At 47.8% G+C, this 18,245-nt stretch carries 19 protein-coding genes; 6 read left to right on the top strand and 13 right to left on the bottom strand.

Features of this window, described 5'->3' with window-relative positions; all coding sequences use genetic code 11:
* Positions 1-109 precede the first annotated feature (109 nt).
* Positions 110-637: a CarD family transcriptional regulator gene (locus tag Q9R25_RS10720; protein WP_260563810.1), complete on the top strand. Its 528-nt coding sequence runs from the start codon at positions 110-112 to the stop codon at positions 635-637.
* Between the two features lie 112 nt (positions 638-749).
* Entirely contained in the window at positions 750-1,664 is a 915-nt protein-coding gene (locus Q9R25_RS10715) for a methyl-accepting chemotaxis protein (RefSeq protein WP_311283140.1), read from the top strand.
* Positions 1,665-1,735: 71 nt separating this feature from the next.
* Here Q9R25_RS10715 and Q9R25_RS10710 read toward each other — a convergent pair whose 3' ends face one another.
* The gene (locus Q9R25_RS10710; protein ID WP_196431674.1) at positions 1,736-3,235 is read right to left on the bottom strand and encodes a malate:quinone oxidoreductase; all 1,500 of its coding nucleotides are present in this window, start codon (positions 3,233-3,235) and stop codon (positions 1,736-1,738) included.
* 191 nt (positions 3,236-3,426) lie between these two features.
* On the opposite strand from Q9R25_RS10710, the gene Q9R25_RS10705 reads away from it, so the two are divergent.
* Together Q9R25_RS10705 and Q9R25_RS10700 are read left to right on the top strand one after the other, a co-directional pair.
* Positions 3,427-3,888 carry a DUF2691 family protein gene (locus Q9R25_RS10705; RefSeq protein ID WP_311283139.1) on the top strand — a complete coding sequence of 154 codons (462 nt, stop codon included), beginning with the start codon at positions 3,427-3,429 and terminating at the stop codon, positions 3,886-3,888.
* 27 nt (positions 3,889-3,915) lie between these two features.
* Positions 3,916-4,458 (top strand): histidine phosphatase family protein, encoded by a 543-nt coding sequence (locus Q9R25_RS10700; RefSeq protein ID WP_047795747.1) that lies wholly within the window; start codon positions 3,916-3,918, stop codon positions 4,456-4,458.
* Between the two features lie 26 nt (positions 4,459-4,484).
* Here the strand turns inward: Q9R25_RS10700 and Q9R25_RS10695 are convergent, their stop codons facing one another.
* The 4 genes from Q9R25_RS10695 to Q9R25_RS10680 all read right to left on the bottom strand — a co-directional run bounded on the left by Q9R25_RS10695 (position 4,485) and on the right by Q9R25_RS10680 (position 7,371).
* Complete coding sequence (locus tag Q9R25_RS10695; RefSeq protein ID WP_311283138.1) at positions 4,485-5,348, bottom strand: DegV family protein; 864 nt, start codon at positions 5,346-5,348, stop codon at positions 4,485-4,487.
* 115 nt (positions 5,349-5,463) lie between these two features.
* The gene (locus Q9R25_RS10690; RefSeq protein ID WP_311283137.1) at positions 5,464-5,946 is read right to left on the bottom strand and encodes a methylated-DNA--[protein]-cysteine S-methyltransferase; all 483 of its coding nucleotides are present in this window, start codon (positions 5,944-5,946) and stop codon (positions 5,464-5,466) included.
* Positions 5,933-6,826: a DNA-3-methyladenine glycosylase family protein gene (locus Q9R25_RS10685; RefSeq protein WP_311283136.1), complete on the bottom strand. Its 894-nt coding sequence runs from the start codon at positions 6,824-6,826 to the stop codon at positions 5,933-5,935. Before Q9R25_RS10685 ends, Q9R25_RS10690 begins: the two co-directional genes overlap by 14 nt.
* Positions 6,823-7,371: a bifunctional transcriptional activator/DNA repair enzyme AdaA gene (locus Q9R25_RS10680; protein WP_311283135.1), complete on the bottom strand. Its 549-nt coding sequence runs from the start codon at positions 7,369-7,371 to the stop codon at positions 6,823-6,825. Before Q9R25_RS10680 ends, Q9R25_RS10685 begins: the two co-directional genes overlap by 4 nt.
* Positions 7,372-7,544: 173 nt before the next feature.
* Between Q9R25_RS10680 and mprF the strand changes: the two genes are divergently transcribed.
* Entirely contained in the window at positions 7,545-10,037 is a 2,493-nt protein-coding gene (gene mprF / locus Q9R25_RS10675) for a bifunctional lysylphosphatidylglycerol flippase/synthetase MprF (RefSeq protein ID WP_311283134.1), read from the top strand.
* Positions 10,038-10,084: 47 nt separating this feature from the next.
* On the opposite strand, the gene Q9R25_RS10670 is transcribed toward mprF, so the two are convergent.
* The 5 genes from Q9R25_RS10670 to Q9R25_RS10650 all read right to left on the bottom strand — a co-directional run bounded on the left by Q9R25_RS10670 (position 10,085) and on the right by Q9R25_RS10650 (position 14,959).
* Complete coding sequence (locus tag Q9R25_RS10670; protein ID WP_311283133.1) at positions 10,085-12,475, bottom strand: carbohydrate binding domain-containing protein; 2,391 nt, start codon at positions 12,473-12,475, stop codon at positions 10,085-10,087.
* A gap of 162 nt (positions 12,476-12,637) precedes the next feature.
* Positions 12,638-13,207 (bottom strand): DUF1349 domain-containing protein, encoded by a 570-nt coding sequence (locus Q9R25_RS10665; protein WP_015880268.1) that lies wholly within the window; start codon positions 13,205-13,207, stop codon positions 12,638-12,640.
* A complete protein-coding gene (locus tag Q9R25_RS10660) occupies positions 13,182-13,724 on the bottom strand; it encodes an NUDIX hydrolase (protein WP_047795739.1) in 543 nt (180 codons plus the stop codon). Before Q9R25_RS10660 ends, Q9R25_RS10665 begins: the two co-directional genes overlap by 26 nt.
* 13 nt (positions 13,725-13,737) lie before the next feature.
* The gene (locus Q9R25_RS10655) at positions 13,738-14,232 is read right to left on the bottom strand and encodes an LURP-one-related/scramblase family protein (RefSeq protein WP_311283132.1); all 495 of its coding nucleotides are present in this window, start codon (positions 14,230-14,232) and stop codon (positions 13,738-13,740) included.
* A gap of 61 nt (positions 14,233-14,293) precedes the next feature.
* Entirely contained in the window at positions 14,294-14,959 is a 666-nt protein-coding gene (locus tag Q9R25_RS10650) for an HAD hydrolase-like protein (protein WP_015880265.1), read from the bottom strand.
* Between the two features lie 142 nt (positions 14,960-15,101).
* On the opposite strand from Q9R25_RS10650, the gene Q9R25_RS10645 reads away from it, so the two are divergent.
* Positions 15,102-15,548 (top strand): hypothetical protein, encoded by a 447-nt coding sequence (locus Q9R25_RS10645; RefSeq protein WP_311283131.1) that lies wholly within the window; start codon positions 15,102-15,104, stop codon positions 15,546-15,548.
* Between the two features lie 51 nt (positions 15,549-15,599).
* On the opposite strand, the gene Q9R25_RS10640 is transcribed toward Q9R25_RS10645, so the two are convergent.
* The 3 genes from Q9R25_RS10640 to Q9R25_RS10630 form a co-directional block, all read right to left on the bottom strand.
* Positions 15,600-16,970, bottom strand: a complete 1,371-nt coding sequence (locus tag Q9R25_RS10640; RefSeq protein WP_074035197.1) for an alkaline phosphatase — start codon at positions 16,968-16,970, stop codon at positions 15,600-15,602.
* Between the two features lie 138 nt (positions 16,971-17,108).
* Complete coding sequence (locus tag Q9R25_RS10635; protein ID WP_074035199.1) at positions 17,109-17,759, bottom strand: FusB/FusC family EF-G-binding protein; 651 nt, start codon at positions 17,757-17,759, stop codon at positions 17,109-17,111.
* A gap of 121 nt (positions 17,760-17,880) precedes the next feature.
* Entirely contained in the window at positions 17,881-18,147 is a 267-nt protein-coding gene (locus tag Q9R25_RS10630; protein ID WP_214737840.1) for a CD3324 family protein, read from the bottom strand.
* Positions 18,148-18,245 lie beyond the last annotated feature (98 nt).

Genomic DNA, 18,245 nt, shown 5'->3' with positions numbered 1-18,245 from the left:
CCGTGTCAGCTTGAAGGCGACACGGTTTTTCATATGCATACATGGACAAAAACGTCAACCGAGTTGACATTTCATCTTCTGAATGACTATGCTTATAGATAAGGAAGAGGTGATCGACTTGTTTAAAACTGGAGACTTAATCATCTACTCGACCCATGGCGTATGTCGCATCGACGACATTTCGGACAAAACGGTCGCAGGAGAGACGAAATCGTACTATACGCTTCACCCCATCAACAACTCACAAAAGTTGCAGATCAGCATTCCCGTCGACAATGACAACGTGATGATGTTGACGTTACTCGAAGCAGATGAGGCATCAGAGATTTTAGAGTCGTTCCGCTCACCTGGTGTGGAATGGAATCCGCATTCCAACAACCGCAATCGTGAATTCTTGAATGTCGTGCATTCAGGAAACCGGCATGAGATTGCCCAAGTAGTGAATACATTGAGCCGTAGACAAATCGAGGCACTTCAAGCGAACAAAAAACTATACGAGCAAGATCGTAAGATTTTAGAGAACGCCAAAACGATTTTGGTGAAAGAGCTCTCCCTTGCCCTCGAGCGTTCAGAGAGCGACATCGAGCGCACGATTGGCGAGTACTTACATGAAAGCATGACGACACTCACACCTTGACCTCTTCCAGTGGAAGTGGTCTTTTTTTGTTCTATTAAAATAATATACTTTTTTTTACATTTTTCGGGTATCCTAAAACAAATATACCTTATGATATAGGGAGGATGTTAGGATGCAACTGCACTCTAGTACGACCCATGTCACCGACACGCACGTCGTTCGGGCAATCGAAAACAATCTGGCCATCATTCGCTTTGATGAAAATCGCCGTGTCGCCTACGTCAATGAGATTTTTGCCAAAACGATGGGGTACGAAGTCAAGGAACTGATGGGACGCCCCCATCGTGATCTTTGCTTGCTCGAGTTCGCGAACAGTCCCCAATACGACCTGTTTTGGCGTAAGCTCATGCAAGGGTTGAGTTATCACGACAAGATTGAACGACGTGCCGCAGATGGTCATAGTGTCTGGCTAGAGGCGACCTACATGCCGATCTTCGATGATGCCCACCAGAACGTCATCGGCGTCTCAAAGATTGCAGCCGATATCACGTCACGGCAACAAGACGTACTCCACATGGCGAATAATCTTCAAGAGACGTCTGAATACTTATCTGCCCAGTCCCAAATCGGGAAACAAGACGGAGAACACGTACTCGAAAACGTCAAACTGATTGAACAAGAATCGACTCAAAACCTAGAGCATTTACATGCTCTCCAACAAGAGGCGAAGACGATCACGGATATTGTCCGAACGATTCGTGAAATCGCTGCCCAAACCAACCTTCTCGCACTCAATGCCGCAATCGAGGCGGCACGCGCAGGTGAACATGGACGCGGCTTCAATGTCGTCGCGACAGAGGTGCGCAATCTTTCAAACAAAGTCTCACTCTCTATTACAGAAGTGAACAACAACATTGAAGGCATTGTGAAACGCATCGATGACGTGTCGATGAGCATCGGACGAATTTCTCATAAAGTCAAAGATAGCTCGGGACAACTCGAGCATACGGTCCGAGAGTTCGAAAAATTAGCAGATTCAGCCGCTATACTCGAACAGCAGGCAAAGACGTTTCTCAAAATGGTATGAGCGGCCCGATAGGAGGTCGCTTTTTTCTATACAAAAGACGAGCATACGATTGTATGCTCGTCTTGAATCAATTAATTGTGGACCATGTCCTTTTCCTCTAAACCGAGCGTGACCGCCGTCGATTCGTGAATCGTCTTGAATAAATCCGGGTGTTCCGACAGCTTCAATCCATACGACGGTACCATTTCTTTGATTTTCGCTTCCCACTCCGGTAAGTGTTGCGGGAAGCACTGCTCGAGCACTTTCAACATGACGTGCACAGCCGTCGATGCGCCTGGAGAAGCACCGAGAAGCGCCGCGACCGACCCATCTTCGGCACTGACGACTTCCGTTCCGAATTGAAGCGTTCCTTTTCCTTGCGGTGTATCTTTGATGACCTGAACACGTTGCCCTGCCACGACGATCTCCCAATCTTCATTCTTGGCATTCGGGATGAATTCACGGAGTTCATCCATCCGTTTGTCGTGAGATAAGAGTACCTGCTCGATCAAGTATTTCGTAAGTGGCATCTCTTTCGCCCCTGCGGCAAGCATCGTGATGACGTTGTTCGGCTTGACCGAACGAATCAAATCCAAGTTCGATCCTGTTTTTAAGAATTTCGGTGTGAAGCCGGCGAACGGTCCAAACAGCAACTCTTTGCGTCCATCGATAAAACGAGTGTCGAGATGCGGGACCGACATCGGTGGTGCCCCGACCTTCGCTTTACCATACACTTTGGCGTGATGTTGCTCGATGACCTCACGATTTTTGCAAACGAGGAAGAGGCCGCTGACCGGGAATCCACCGATTTGTTTCGATTCCGGAATCCCTGTCTTTTGTAAGAGCGGCAAACTGCCACCACCGCCTCCGATAAAGAGAAACGGTGCCGTATGCGTCTCAATCGTGTTCTGAGACATGTCTTTTATTTTCACTTCCCAATGACCGTTCTCGAGGCGCTTCACGTCCTCGACGCTATGGCCATAGTTGACTTCGACCCCGTTCGATGTGAGATGGTCAAACAACATACGTGTCAATGCGCCAAAGTTCACGTCTGTCCCTGAGTCGATTTTCGTCGCAGCAATCGGTTCATCCGGTGTCCGTCCGTCCATGATGAGCGGGAACCATTCCCGTAATTCATTCGGATCGTCCGATAAGACCATGCCTTCAAACAGCGGATTCGCTGTGAGCGCTTCCAAACGGCGTTTCAAGAAATCGACGTTCTTCTCCCCTTGGACCATGCTCATATGTGGGATTGAACGAATAAAGGCTCCTGGATTTTCAATCAGTCCTTGCTTGACGAGGTGCGCCCAAAACTGGCGCGAGATTTGAAACTGCTCGTTGACGTTGACCGCTTTGGAGATGTCAATCGTCCCGTCTGCGTTCTCTGTTGTATAGTTTAATTCGCAAAGTGCGGCATGTCCCGTACCTGCGTTATTCCATTCGTTTGAACTTTCTTCCCCTGCTGCATCGAGCTTTTCGAACACTTTGATGTTCCACTCCGGTACGAGCTCTTTAAAGAGTGAACCGAGCGTTGCGCTCATAATCCCTGCCCCAATCAAAATGACGTCTGTTCTCGTTTGCGTACTGCTCATGAAAACCCCATCCTTATCCCCTGAATTTTTTGTCATACGATTGAAGAATCCCCATTCCTCGATCGTATATTTTATAATCGTTATACCGATTATAACTCTTTTGTGATGAATGATAAGGGTTATGTATGATTTTTCGTGTTGAAACTTTTTATGAAAATGGGATGATCCCATGAAATGAAGGAGGTGTTCTTTTGAGGCGTGGTTTACGTTTTACAATACCCAATCAATATGGGCAATTTCTAAAAGCAATCTTAAGTCCAATCCCTCTTGATTCATACCAATGGAACGTGGTTGATGAGGAATCGTACATTGTGAACGAAGGGCAACTGGATCGCCTGTTGTTTCTGGAATCGACCGTAATCGATGGTCATCAATTCGCTGAACTGCTCACGTATCATGAACACTATTTGATTTTCGTTGATATCAAGGCGTTCCAACCGAATATGTCCTCGGAAATCGCAACGTATGAAGACTTTTTACATAGTACGTGTGAATTCGCTCTATTGGTGACGGACAGTCAAGACGTCACAATCTACTGTAAAGACCAAGAGATGCTCAATTCCCTTTACGAGAATGCTTCTTTGCATGGATTCGAGGAGATCACCTACATCACAAGTCATAATGACTCGATGACACGCTTGTCTTGCTGGTAACTAGATGTTTTGAAAAGGAGAATCCACATGCCCACACTCTATTTGATTCGCCACTGCTCAGCCGCGGGCCAAGAACCTGACGCACCGCTCACAGAAGACGGTCACGCCCAGTCTTTATGGCTTCGCGATTTCTTTTCTGAACTCACAATCGACCGGATCATCTCAAGCGATTATACCCGTGCAGTCGCTTCGGTCACGCCACTCGCCGATGCTCATCACCTCTCGATTGAACGTGAACCGTTACTGAGAGAACGCATCCTATCTCACGAACCGCTCGAAGACTGGCTGACCCCATTACGTCAGTCGTTCAGCGACCCGACGTTCAAGTTGCCTGGTGCCGAATCGGCTGAGGAGGCGACGCAGCGCATCCTACAAGTCGTCGAGCACGCCAAAGCTCCGCATGCTTCGACCCTATTAGTGACACACGGCAATCTGCTCGCACTCTTATTGCAACATCTCGACCCGCAATATGACTTTGAGACATGGCGTAAGATGCGTAACCCAGATGTCTATCGTCTCGATTATCACGACAGCACACCGGTCATCGAGCATATTTGGCCAAACAAATAAGCCGTCTCGCGATGAGACGGCTTTTGTCACTTCTCTACGAAAAACATCGAGATGGCACCAAGCCCGACATGTGTCCCGACCGAGACACCCATCTGCATGAGGTAAATCTCGCCGGCAAAATCGGTTTCGGTTTCGAGCTTCACTTTTAAGTTCTCCGCAATCCGTTGGTCCGATGTGTACCCGATGATCACGAAATTCGTGATGTCCGGGTTGACGCGTTTCACGAACTCGTCCGTATAATGCTTCAGCACTTTACGGGTGCCTCGTTCCTTGGCAACAATGGCACCTTTCCCGTTTTTCATACTCATGATGGGTTTTACCATCAGTAGTTTCCCGATGATAGCACTCGCGTTTGAGATTCGTCCGCTTTTGATCAAGTGGTCGAGGTCATCTACGGATAAGAAGTGCTTCACTTTCGTCTTGTACGTCTCATTGAAGTCAACGAGCTCTTCGAACGTCGCACCGGCTTCACGCATCTGTGCGCTCTTCAACAACAGCCAGCCGCTACCGTGACTCATCGAACGAGAGTCGACGACATGGATTTTGACAGGTGAGTCAGGATGCGCTTCTTCAAAGTACTCTTTTCCGATTACAGCTGACTGATACGAGCCGCTCGTGCCGCTCGACATACAGATGCATAAAATCTCTTCGTGACCCGAAGCGACCGCATCTTCCATCAATTTCAAGAACGTCGCCGGGCTCGGCATCGCCGTCGTCGGGAATTCCGGGAGCGCTTCCAACATTCCGTAAAAATCATCCGGCTGGATATCCACCCGGTCCTGGTAAGACATATTGTTCATCGTAATGATCAACGGTGCGACCCCGATGTTGTACTGTTCAAGCACTGCATCTGATAAGTCACACGTCGAATCTGCTAATAATTTAATCATGTATTCCTCCAAAACTTTCTCCATGAGTGACGGGAATCATCCTATAACTTCGTCGATTCCGACGTCACGATAGGACCTCTTCTAGTGTAGCAGATTTGGAGGGTTAAATGTTTTTTTACTGGGGTTGATGTGCGACTTGTTTTTCATGTTGCAGGAGCCATTCTTTTCGCCAAAGTCCACCGGCATAGCCCGTCAATTTCCCAGTCGATCCGATGACGCGATGACAAGGCACGACGATGCTCAGTTTGTTGCGTCCGTTCGTTGCTCCGACTGCGCGAACAGCCGTAGGTCGCTTCACGCGTTCGGCAAGTTCGCGGTAAGAAGCCGTCTCCGCATATGGGATGGTTTGTAACACATCCCACACGTCATGCTGAAACGTTGTCCCGATTTGCTCAGTCGGGAACGTGAACGTCATACGCTCACCGCGAAAATAGGAGTCTAGTTCCTCCCGGCACTGTCGCAATACATTTGGAATATCTGATTCAGGTGATTGCGTCCCTTCACGTTCGACGAATAAGATCGATTGAATGGCCTGCTCTGTCCCGATGATTTCTAAGACGCCAATCGGTGTCTCCACGTCTAATTTATACGTTCCCATATAATGACCTCCACAGATAAAATGTCGCGTATCCTTCCCAATCTTGCCACGATTCACCGTAACGTTTCACCTCTTCAATCGTGGGCTTCTTCGATGTCCCTAACTGATGCTGAATCGCTTGATGTAATCCGACATCCGCAATCGGAAAGGCTGATGCGTCCTGAAAACACTTCATCAACACATAGTCTGCCGTCCATGCTCCGACACCCCGGATTGCCAGTAACCGTTCACGGATATCAGCTGAAGAGAGTGATTGTAAAGCTGTTTTCGACAGGTCTCCATTTGTTATTTCCCGTGCAATATCAATGACATACTCAGCTTTCCTGCGACTGAACTGAAGCTCACGTAACTCTTCCGGTTCGAGCAAGGCGATTCGTTCCGCCCACGGGAACGTCCAGTACGCTCTTCCTTCGACGACTCGTTGGTCTCCATAGCGTTCAACGAAGCGCCGTTTAATCGTATAAGCAAACGACAAGGTGATCTGTTGCCCGATGATGGCCCAAACGAGTGCTTCGAACAAATCTGGAAAGCCAATCATCCGTAATCCGCGATGTGCTTCAATCAAAGGAGCCAGCAATTCATCCTCTTCACCCATCGCTTCAAACGGCGCTAAATCACGATCAAGATCTAACCAGTCTCGTACCTCACGTGCGACACGTTCTTTTTCTGTCTCTGATACTTCATCGAAAGGGAACCGTACATGAATGTGATTCCCCTCTTCTCGAAGCTCGATCAGGATGAGCCGTTCCCCGATTCGCATCAACTTTCGAACCGTGTCAGGTGTGGTCACATGGAGCACTTCTTGTTCTGACCGACTCAAAAAGACGAGACACTCTTGAAAATCAAACGGTTGCTGTACAGCAAGTAGCATCTCTGTCATATGTCCTCTCCTTTTCGATACGTGTTCGGTGTACAGCCTTTTACTTGCCGGAACACGCGGTAAAAGTTCGATGGTGTTTGAAACCCAACCTCATAGCAGACCGTCAGATTACTCATGTCGGTCGTTCGCAATAAATAAGCCGCCTTGTCGATTCGAATCCGTTCAAGTAGTTGCCTCGGAGTCTCTCCTGTCGCCTGGGTGAATGTCCGCTCCAAATGAAAGGGACTCAGTTGGGCGTGTTCGGCAATCTGTTCAAGGCGAATGGGTTGTTTATAATGGTTCACGAGATACGCCGTCACTTGTTGAACGAGCGCACGGTGTGGGGCGTGTTCGACTTCTGGCTGACATCGCTTGCACGGTCGGAAACCGTTCGTCTCCGCTTCTTCTCTCGTTAAATAAAAATCAACGTTCTCTTTCTTCGGTTTACGGGATCGGCACGATGGTCGGCAATAGATCCCTGTCGTTTTCACGGCTGTATAGAATAATCCATCGTAAGTTGCATCGCAGGCGAGCACTTTCGCCCACTTTTCGTCAAACGTCAGCATCTCCACACCCCTTTCTCCTCTCACTGTAGCAAATCTAAAATCAACATTTCGTCCTCTTTCTTGCGCTTACAATCCCCTCTTTTTGAAACGTTTTACAGATTTCATTCGTATCCTATAGTACGATTTAGACAGAAGCTGCTGTCAGTCCTATGGCAGATAAGGAGAAGATCGCAATGCGTACTCGTTTTTCATGGAAACAATTAAAATGGCTCATTCCTATAGCGTTAATCGGTTTGATTTTGATTCAGAGCGGACAAGAGTTGAAAGATTTCTCGCTCGCGACCGCCTTCACGACACTGAAACAACTGACCGGTTGGGAACAGTTCACACTCATCCTGCTCGGTGGATTCGCTGTCTTGACGATGACGGGCTATGACTATTTCCTGCTACGCTCTTTACATATCGAGCTACCGAAACGAAAAATCGTTCAAACGGCATGGATCACGAATTCGATGAACGGGATGCTCGGTTTCGGCGGCGTGATTGGAATTGCGCTTCGCACCTCCCTTTATCGTCCCTATACGGATACGAAACGATTGCTCCGTGCCATCGGATGGATGACCCCGACACTGATCAGTGGTCTGTCCATTCTTTCCATCGGTGTGCTTCTCGGAATCTTTCCGGCTGGTGGGCTCGTCGGTACGAAACCGTGGATTTGGCCGGTGTTACTCACCGTGAGTGCGATGCTCCCGTTTTATTTATTCGTCACATCACGCCGATCAAACGTCGGATGGTCTACTCTGCTCGGGTATACGATGACTTCACTCGCAGAATGGGTCACCGCTGGATTCGTCGCCATTTATGCTTTGACGTTACTAGACGGTTCGGCCTCGTTCGTGCAACTCTTCGGGGTATTCATCGTCGCGACGGTCGTCGGTGTCGTTTCCCTCGTCCCTGGGGGTGCCGGAACATTTGACTTACTGTATCTCGTCGGGATGACTCAACTTGGGATTCATCAAGACATCGTTTTGTCTTCACTAATCATCTATCGCTTCGTTTATTTTGTCGTCCCTTTTTTAATTGGACTCTTTCTTGCAGCCGTCGCGTTTGGGGACCAGGTCGTCAAACAGATCGAATATCGACCAATCATCGGATCCTCTTATGAAATTGGGACCGTCGTCTGGCGCGTCGTTTCGCGGACGCTTGCGAAGATTGGACGCTTGACTGGAAGTCTCATCGCACTCATGAGCAGTCTGTTGATTTGGTTCCAGACGCTTCTCCCGAGCGTGACGCCGCTCTATGAAGTGAATCGCTGGTTTGAATGGATTGGGACCCTTTTCTTATTGAGTGCCGGACTTCTCATGTTTTTATCCGTCTATGGCATGTATGTTCGGACAAAACGAACACTCTGGTTACTCAACACTGCCTTCATCTTGGCGACCATCGGAGTCATCGCTCGTGGGTTAAACCTGTTTGAGACCTTCGTCGTCATCGGGTTTGCGATGTTCGTCTGGTTGACACGTAAACGACACGTCCGATACCGTTCGATTTTAACGACAGGACGTCTCATCCGAAGCTTGATTTACGTCCTGCTCTATGTCGGCACCCACGCCCTCTTATTGCAGTCATTCGCAGGTACAGACAACTTATTCTTCACATCGCATCAAGCCGGTTGGTTGACGACGTTCGTCTTATTGTTAACTTCAATCGTAGCAAGTGTACTCCTGCTCTTGTTCGATCGTTGGAAACGTCCGGCGCTTGGAGAGGCCTATGATGAACATCGCATCCGACAGTTCCAAGCAACACAGCCCACATCGAGCAGTTTTGACTTGGCCCATATGGCAGATAAGCGTTTTTACATGAATGAGGCCGGAGATGCGTGTCTGTTGTTTGCGACTTCTCGGAACCATGCCATCGTCCTTGGTGATATCCAAGGCGAGAAGCAGGCTGCGACTTCTCTTTTGACGCGATTCATTGAAGATGCGGATCGAATCGGGTATATTCCTTTATTTTATCAAATTACACCGAATTGGATGCCTCGCCTTCATGATGCCGGGTTCACGTTCTTCAAATTAGGGGAAGAGGCGACGATTGACGTCTCGGCCTTCTCCTTATCCGGGAAGAAGCGTGCAAATATGCGCTCTCTCTACAATCAGTTTGAGAAGAAGGGGATCACGTTCGACATCGTCTGTGAACCGAGCCTCTTGCTGTTACAAGATTTAAAAGACATCTCAGACGAATGGATTGGGAATCGAAATGAGAAAGGCTTCTCTCTCGGATTCTTCGATTATGAAACGTTGACGCGTTATCCGATTGCCTTGTTGCGAGATGCGGACGGTGTCGTCGTAGCTTTCATTTCGCTACTCCGAGGAGACGGGGCCATCTCCATCGATTTGATGCGTTCGAAAAATGATGCGCCGCCCGGATCGATTGAAGTGTTGATCCTTCACATCATCGAATGGGCTCGCGCAGAAGGCCATGATCATGTCGGGCTCGGCGTGGCACCACTTGCTGCCGTCGGAGAGCAGACGTTCTCCCATTGGCCGGAACGCGTCGCCGCCGACATTTTTGAAAACATCAGTTACATCTATCCGTTCAGTGGCTTACGACAGTTCAAACAGAAGTTCAAACCGTCGTGGGAAGGACGCTATCTCGCGTTTCGTCAACGCCGGAAGTTACTACCCTCGATTTTACGGACAGCGCGATTGATTAGTCGGAAACGCTAAAAAACAGGAATTTCTCATCGTGAGAAATTCCTGTTTTACGTATCATCTTATTTCAACGTCACACTCACATTGTCAATTGTGATGTCATGAGCCCCGAGTGGCGACCCTTCTGTGCGTCCCATCAAGAACTTCAATCCTGTGACATCTGTCACCGGCATCGTCACTTCAAACGTGTACGTGTTCGTTTCTGGTGTGACCGCTACGACTTCGCTCAAATAGCGATAGTACCCGACATTCTCTAACGTCACTTCGAATGAACGAGCGACAGTAGAGGATGCATCGAATTGGACGACGTACGTTTGATCTTGTTGTAACTCAAGACCCCCTTGTTCCATGAGGACACTCCACGCTTCGTGCCCTTCTTGCGTAATCGAGATATGTGCCGCCTCGTTCACCGCTTCGACAGCAGCCTGTGCGTCAAAGTGTACATAAGAGCCCCAGTTGGTGAGACCTTCTGTGAATGCACCGTTTTTAAGTGGAGACGGGTCGATATAAACCGGTGTGACATCGCGTAACTCGACGTCATCGATTTCAATCACACCTTTTTCAGAACCGAGAATGAACTGGAGTTGACTCATGAGGTCGGTTCCGGCTTCCATCGTGAACGGAATTTCATACGTATCGAATGCTTCAGATAGCGCGATACGCTCTAGCGGAAGGTAGGCATCCTCATTCGCTCCGTTCAATCCTACTAGCAGACCGTCTACACGCTCTGCACGTGCTTTGAAGCGAAGAACGTATTCATGTCCCTCTTGCAATTGAATCCCTTGTTGCACCAACGTTGCCGGTGCTCCTTTTTTCTTGTTCGTTTCAAAACGGAAGAGACGCTCTACTGGGTCGACTGTTCCTGTCCCTTTCGTGACACCTGGGTCGAACGTCCAATACGTCATGCGATCCATCGCGCCTTGGTCGAACGTGCCGTTATATACGTGATTTCCGTCGCCAAGCATCGGTTTCGTCGCATTCGGATTGAATGCCTCACGAGGCGTCTGCTCGACACGAACGTTCCCGATTTGGACACCTGACGTGCTGAGTCCGACGTTGAACTCGAGACGTGCCGCAAGATCTGTTTCTTCTGTCATATCGAATGTCATCGAGTACGTTTGAACGTCTGTCGTCAAATCGAATGACCCTTCATCAGAATATTTTGCATAGCCTCGGTCCGGACCCCCACCGACTTTAACGGCAATGGAACGCGCCGCATCCGCCTTAGCGTCAAACGTCACTTTATAGTGGCCACCTTGTCCGAGCGATACGTTTTGAATCAATTGATGCGAATATGGTTGGCTTCCTGCTTGATCAATCGAAATGTCAGCAAAACGTGACCCTGCCAAGTCAATCACATCGATGGAACCGACGCCACCAAAGTCAGGAAGCGCCACGTAGTTCCAATACGTCGGGTTGAGCGCCTGCGCACCGTTCGTTACCGTCGTAATTGGTTCAATGTAGTCTTCGTCATAGACAAGGTTTCCGTCTTCTAGAGGTTGTTTCGCACCTTCCGGTAACACAACTTCCTCATCTGAATATGTCGGCTCGGCAGCATCGCGATACTTCCCGTTCTTCAAGTCAAAGACGCGGACGTAATCGACTTCCATCTCTGCCGGGAATGGTGTCGTCTCGTCAACATCCCCATCGAACCATCCACCGACCGCCAAGTTCATAATCAAGTAAAAATCTTGGTCGAATGGTGCAGGGTAGCTATATTTCGATGCTTTGTTTGCTTCTTTCGCATACCAGTCGTTTTGTGTTTGATAGAGCTGACCATCTACATACCAACGAATCTCACCTGGTTCCCACTCGACTGCATATGTATGCCACTTGTCGATGCCGTCACCTTCTGCGAAGTGATAATCTTTCCCCGTATATTTGTTGTTCGGCCACGTTTCCCCGTAGTGAATCGTGCCGGCGACTTTATCTGGCTGACTGCCCCACGATTCCATGATGTCGATTTCACCCGATGCGGCCCAACCACCGTAGCGGTCTTCTTCTGGCAGCATCCAAAACGCCGGCCACAGTCCTTTACCGGTTGGAAGTTTAGCTCGCATCTCATAGCGACCATATGTCTTACTGAACGTCCCCTTCGTCGTCAACTTCGCCGATGTGTAGTCATAAGTGCCGAATTGATCCGATGCTTGCTCTTTCTTCGCACGGATGACGAGCTTCCCATCTTTTACGAAAGCGTTTTCGTTTTTGTCCGTGTAAAATTGTTTTTCATTGTTTCCCCAACCGGCAGCGACTGGATTTCCATCTTTGTCGACAATCCAGTTCCCCGTTTCAAAATTCCATTTCGAGTGATCGATTTCAGACTTGCTAAACTCATCTGACCAGACAAGTTTCCACTTAGCGTCATCGGCTTTTGAACTCTTTTCAGCCGGCACCTCTTGTGGCAAGGATAGGGCAAGGCCTGTCCCGAGTGCGAGTGCAACCCATTTCTTCATCGTGCGTCCTCCTTTAGGATAAATGATTGTCATATGTCAGTCCGTACTTTTGAAAGCGATTTCCGAAAGCGCTTTCGATAAATTCATTATAGATTTTTCTTTGCTAAAACTTCAACCACTTTTCGGAAGTGAAATCAAACTGACACATAAAAAAGCACCGACTCACGTCGATGCTTCCCGTAGTTCCCAATTCGAAATTGTCACGTCAAAACCTGTCGCATTCACATCCGGACTACAGGCATATGGACCGATGCGTAATGTCGATACGTCATGGAGATGGGCAATGCGAAGCTGTTCACGCATACCGTCACTATATTCAAAGAAAATCTCCACATCTCCATCTGTATACACGATTTCAAACGTCAACGGATTGCGAACCATGTCATTTGAAAAATCACGTGTCGACCAATCTGAATAGCCAAACGAAGTGACGACTGCGCCAAGATGGGACGGTCCATCCGGAATGTACTCGACAGACGTCTTGATCCAATGGTCATCGTTCACATATAAGACGATTCCGGCCTGATCATATGTATGGCTCGGTTCCATCTGGATTGTCGCCCGACATGTAAATCGTTTGGCTTTGACGTCTGTCAATAACGCATGTGCCGTCATCCGATTGAATCCGTAATGTGTGTTTCGCCAAAAGTCCGTATCTGGCAAAGTGCGGAAAGTGAGCGGTTCAAATCCGTTCACGCTTTTTGGTTCATTTATCCACTTGTACGTATGCATGATGATTTATCCCTCCCCATTGTCCTCGCATGGCAAACAGTAACGGTATCATTGGCGTATGATACGGTATGAATTCATGCTGTTGAATCATCTGTAGAATCGTCGCCTCATCCGCCCACTTCACGGCTTGCACTTCAGATTCTTGAAGCGTCAGCTCGTTCAAATCCACTTCCATTTCGACCAAATAAATATCGTCAAACCCTTCGTCAAAATTGACTGTCAGGTGCGGTCGTGTCTGAGATAAATCAAGCTTGAGCCCAATCTCCTCTTCGAGCTCCCGCATGGCGGCTTGCTGGCTCGTATCTCCTACCGTGGCACTTCCACCGACTGTGATATCCCACATGTTGGCCCAACCATCCTTGAACGGTTGGCGCTGTTGAATCAACATCTCACCCTTCTCGTTAAAGATACATACGTGGATGACAAGATGGTATTCCCCTTTCGGCAATCGACTTCCGCGTTGCCACGTGCGACCGGTCTTTTCTCGGTCGACCGTATAGACGTCCCAAAATTCCATTAGATACTCCCCTTTATGTTGCTGCGCTAGATGCCGCTGCTTGATCTGCTTTCGCGCAATCGATTGCTACGACGATAGAGATAAGAAGGTGCTCCATCTCCGGTTCTTCGACACGAATCTCGTAACTATCGCCCCATGAGAACCAATTCTTTTGTACACTTCCGATCGAATGTCCGTTCTTCGTCACATCAAAATCCATGTCCCACCAATCTCCTTGGACATCGATCCCGGCTGCATCGATTGAATATTTCGGTTTGAAAAACGAGAACTCTTTCGAGATGGTCATCATATCTGTGCCGTCCACTTCCACAAAAAATTTCGGTAAAAAACTGAACGTCTTTTTCGTGATTGTCGTGACCGTCTGATCGTTCGTATCTTTGATTTCGAATGATTTTGGAAACTTCATAAAGCTACCTTCGATGAAATATTTGTCATGTCCGTCCGCATCCTTGATGGTGAAACGTCCGCGTAAGCTTAACACTTTTTGTTTCATGTAGAGCGTGTGCATGATGATCCCTCCGATTTGTTGTAGTCCTTTACTTACGAGTCCAATCCAGAAATCGATTCACTTATAGCGAAGCTGTCTCCTTTGAAACGATATCGAGAACTTCTGCCAAGTGATTCACAACGTAATTCGCTTCTTGTAACTCTACTTCTTGTGCGAAGTCAAAACGACAGCCGATTGAAATGAGTCCGTTCGCTCGTGCAGCCGAGATATCCGATAATCGGTCACCTACCACGAAGCCCTCCTGCAGTTCATACTTCTTCACGATTTCAGCCACCAAATCGCCCTTATCCAACGTGTCGATTTGTTGAATGCTATAAGTTTCTGTGATCCAACGATCCAATTCATAACGCGTGACGATGGCTTGTAAATAGTCCACCAAACCATTGCTTGCGACGAAGATGGAATGCCCCATTTGATACAATTGTTCAAACAGTTCGAGTACCCCTGCATATAATGCTCCATTCCCGTTTTCAATGTTTTTGATGAGTCGTGTTAAGAAATAGGCATCGACCTCTTCTCTAGTTTGCTCATCGTATTGTGGGAGCAATGTGTTCCAAACAACTGGCAACGGTACCCCCATGATGTTCCGATATTGATCAATCGGTGTCGGACCTTTCCATTTTTCTTCACTTCGTAAATGATCAAACGTTTCATCTAGCGCCCGTTCCAAAATCAAATCTGTCCGAAACAATGTTCCGTCCATGTCAAAAATCACTGCGTGTTTCATCCGCTTCCCCCTCGTTAATCGAATCATGGTTGTCTGTCTATCATACGACAACTTCTGTCAATTCAACTCATCGTTTCGTACTTCGTATAGCTCGAGTAAGATGGTCTTAGTAGTAATCTTTCAAAAACGGATGAGGTGAGCAATGATGTGTCATCAAATTTCCATCGAGATTAATCTTGATTCGTTAACATACTCTGGTCAAATTATTGGCGAAATCAACTTTGTCATTGATACATACGATTATTTCCCGGGAGTAGGATGGTCTGATTTCGTTGCTGTTATATTAAAATGGTGGATTGACAGCTGTCGGGCGATTTTACACGCTCCACTAAAATCTATTCATTCGTTTCCATTTATGGATGGTCCCTTTTCTATATCAGCCAAAAAAATATCTTTGTCTGAACTCGAATTATCATTTACGAAAGATGGTCAAATGAAGACGGAAATCGGTATCGTTTCAATTGAAGAACTGAAAGTTGCTCTTATTAAAGCAACACGACAGTTTATCAATGCAGTAAATCGATTGGGCTGGGAAAATGAAGACGTAGATGTACTCAAACATACAATCAAATCACTAGAAATGTATTAACAATAAAAAGACTACGCAGGAATTCCGCGTAGTCTTAGCATATCTACTTACTTATTTGATTTTCCCTTTATTCTTCAACAAGTTGAAGATCCGTTTTGCTTGATCGGTGTTATCACTCATGCCGAGGAACTTCTCTTGTTGTGGTCCGAACGCATATACCGGCACGTCGTCACCCGTATGACCGTCCGTCGTCCAGCCCGTTCCCGAACGCTGATCGAAGATTTTCTCGATGGCGTTGTCGATTTTCGTGACGTCATTCGTCTCAGCCGCTTTCTTCACAGAAGCAATCTCTTCAGACGTCAATTCCAAATCAATGTTTTCACGTAAGACAGCTTCTACGTCCGCTCCAGCTTCGATTTCTTTCGCCATGAAGTCTGGAGTGCGTTTCGCTGCTTGAATCGGAGTCGGATCCCAGTTATAGTTCCCGTCCGCCCCGATTGAAATGCCGCCTGTCGAGTGATCCGCCGTCACGACAACTAACGTCTCACCATTCTCTTTGGCGAAGTCACGAACGACCTCAAACGCTTGCTCAAAATCCTTCATCTCGCTCATCGCGCCGACAACATCGTTGTCATGTCCGGCCCAGTCGATTTGACTTCCTTCTACCATGAGGAAGAATCCATCTTTGTCCCCTTTCAGTCGATCGAGAGCGGATGTCGTCATGTCCGCGAGGCTCGGTTGTTTCTCGTCACGGTCGATCATCTTGTCCAATCCGACTTCCGCGAATAGACCGAGTACCTGCTTGTTATCGTCCTGTTTCATCTCTTCTGCTGACGTGACGTAACTGTAGCCGTCTTCTTGGAACTGCTTGGCGATATTACGGTCCGAGCGTTCGAAGAATTTCGTTCCGCCTCCGAGCATGACATCCACTTTATGCTCCCCATCAATCAAGTCATCATAATAATCATTGGCGATCGCATTCTCACTCTTCCGTTGCTCCTCGTGCGCGCCGTAAGATGCCGGTGTCGCATGCGTGATTTCTGATGTCGCGACAAGTCCTGTCGACATACCGTTCTCTTTCGCTTGTTCGAGTACCGTTTTCACGTCTGTCTTGTCGTTATCAACGGCAATCGCGTTGTTATATGTCTTCACACCCGAACTCATCGCCGTTGCGGCCGCCGCCGAGTCGGTCACGTTCTCCGCATCGTCTTCAGGATACGTCGACTGCATGCCCACCAAATGTGGATCGAAGGCAGTCGGCTCCATCTCCACCGTCTCTTCATTATCGTTCATGTAACGAAGTGCTGTCGTATACGGCACGCCCATCCCGTCCCCGATCATAAAGATGACGTTTTTCGCCTTATGATTCTTTGAATCCTTTGCTGCTTCTGCTTCGTTATGTTGTTGCACCCCGACGATGCCTCCGAGCGCGAGCGTCGACACCACTGCGAGTGGAACGAACTTCTTCATTGTCTTTTTCATCTAGTAAACCCTCCCGAATATGTACTACTCCTGTAGCCTAACGGACATTTGTAAAGATACATTTTCAGATTGAATACAGCCCTGTATGGTTTTTGTAAATGCCGCCATTTCAACAACATAAAAAGCCTGACTCTCTCGTCAGGCCTGTAACGCTGTATGAACAAAAGTATGCAACGCCTCTTGGCTCGTGATGTGTTCGTTGCACGTCTTACTGTCGACACATATATATGTGCCGATGGCTTTGTAATAGTCCGGATTTTTCGCTTGTTTCGCTTTGGTGATCGTAACGCAGTACGTCACATCCGTGAACTGATTACAAAAGGCACATATGTTTTTCTTCGTATTCGTGCTCGGTTTACATGCGATGCCAATCAATTGACCTTCGTATTGGCAAATCATCAACTTTTGATTGGAACGTCCATCGTTCCAACCTAGATACGTGAGTCGTCCAAAATCAACATCGGATAACTCCGGTAAGCGAAGCTTCTTCTGTTTCGGGAACAATTCCTTCAGCTGCTCGGCAGAAATAACGGGAAACGGTTGAACCCATTCTCGTAATTGTTGCATGTATTCGTCGAACGCTTCGTTCGTCTGTAGCGCCGCGAACTGTAACAGCTTCAGTTGTTCAGTCGTCGCTTCAGGAAATGCATACATCACTTTCGATTGTGCCAAGTCGATGACTGCTCGCAAGACAGAAGGCGGCAGGCTTTGCGTTCGACTCTCTTTGACGAGCGTCACTTGTTCTTTGATGAGATTATACTGTTCGTTTTGAATAAATGGATCTGACATTTTGTCGCCCCCTTCCTCCATCTTCAGTTTACAGGAAACGATGCTTCCTTACTGTGTACACTTTGATTAAGAAACATAGTCGACCTAAAAAGGTACGACTAGCGAACTAGTCGTACCTCCTTCATCTCGAGCGGTATACAATCTTTCGAATCGTATGCGTCGCCAAATGATAGGACTTGGCCAGATTTTCGATTCGCTCTCCATTCCGAAACGCTGCGCGTATGGCTTCGTTTCGTTCCTCAAGTAATTGTTTCCCACCGTTGACCGTCCCCCATTTCCGTTTCGTGTCGGTCGGGGTCGGCACATATAGCGTTTCACCTTGTACGTATTGTTGCACCTCTTGCAACAATCGTTCTGGCAGGATCTGTTGCGCATTGACGTACTTCATCATACCTCGCTCCTTATTGAATGAATCCAATCCGATAAGGGAGCAAAGCCAAATGGGTAACGTTAAATCAAGCGATCAAGGTATTCGTTTCGCCCCAT

It is taken from the genome of Exiguobacterium sp. BG5(2022) (genome assembly GCF_031844365.1).
Lineage (GTDB): Bacteria > Bacillota > Bacilli > Exiguobacteriales > Exiguobacteriaceae > Exiguobacterium > Exiguobacterium profundum.
The sequence above is the reverse complement of the archived record's forward strand: the minus strand, read 5'-3'. Positions and strand labels throughout refer to the sequence as shown.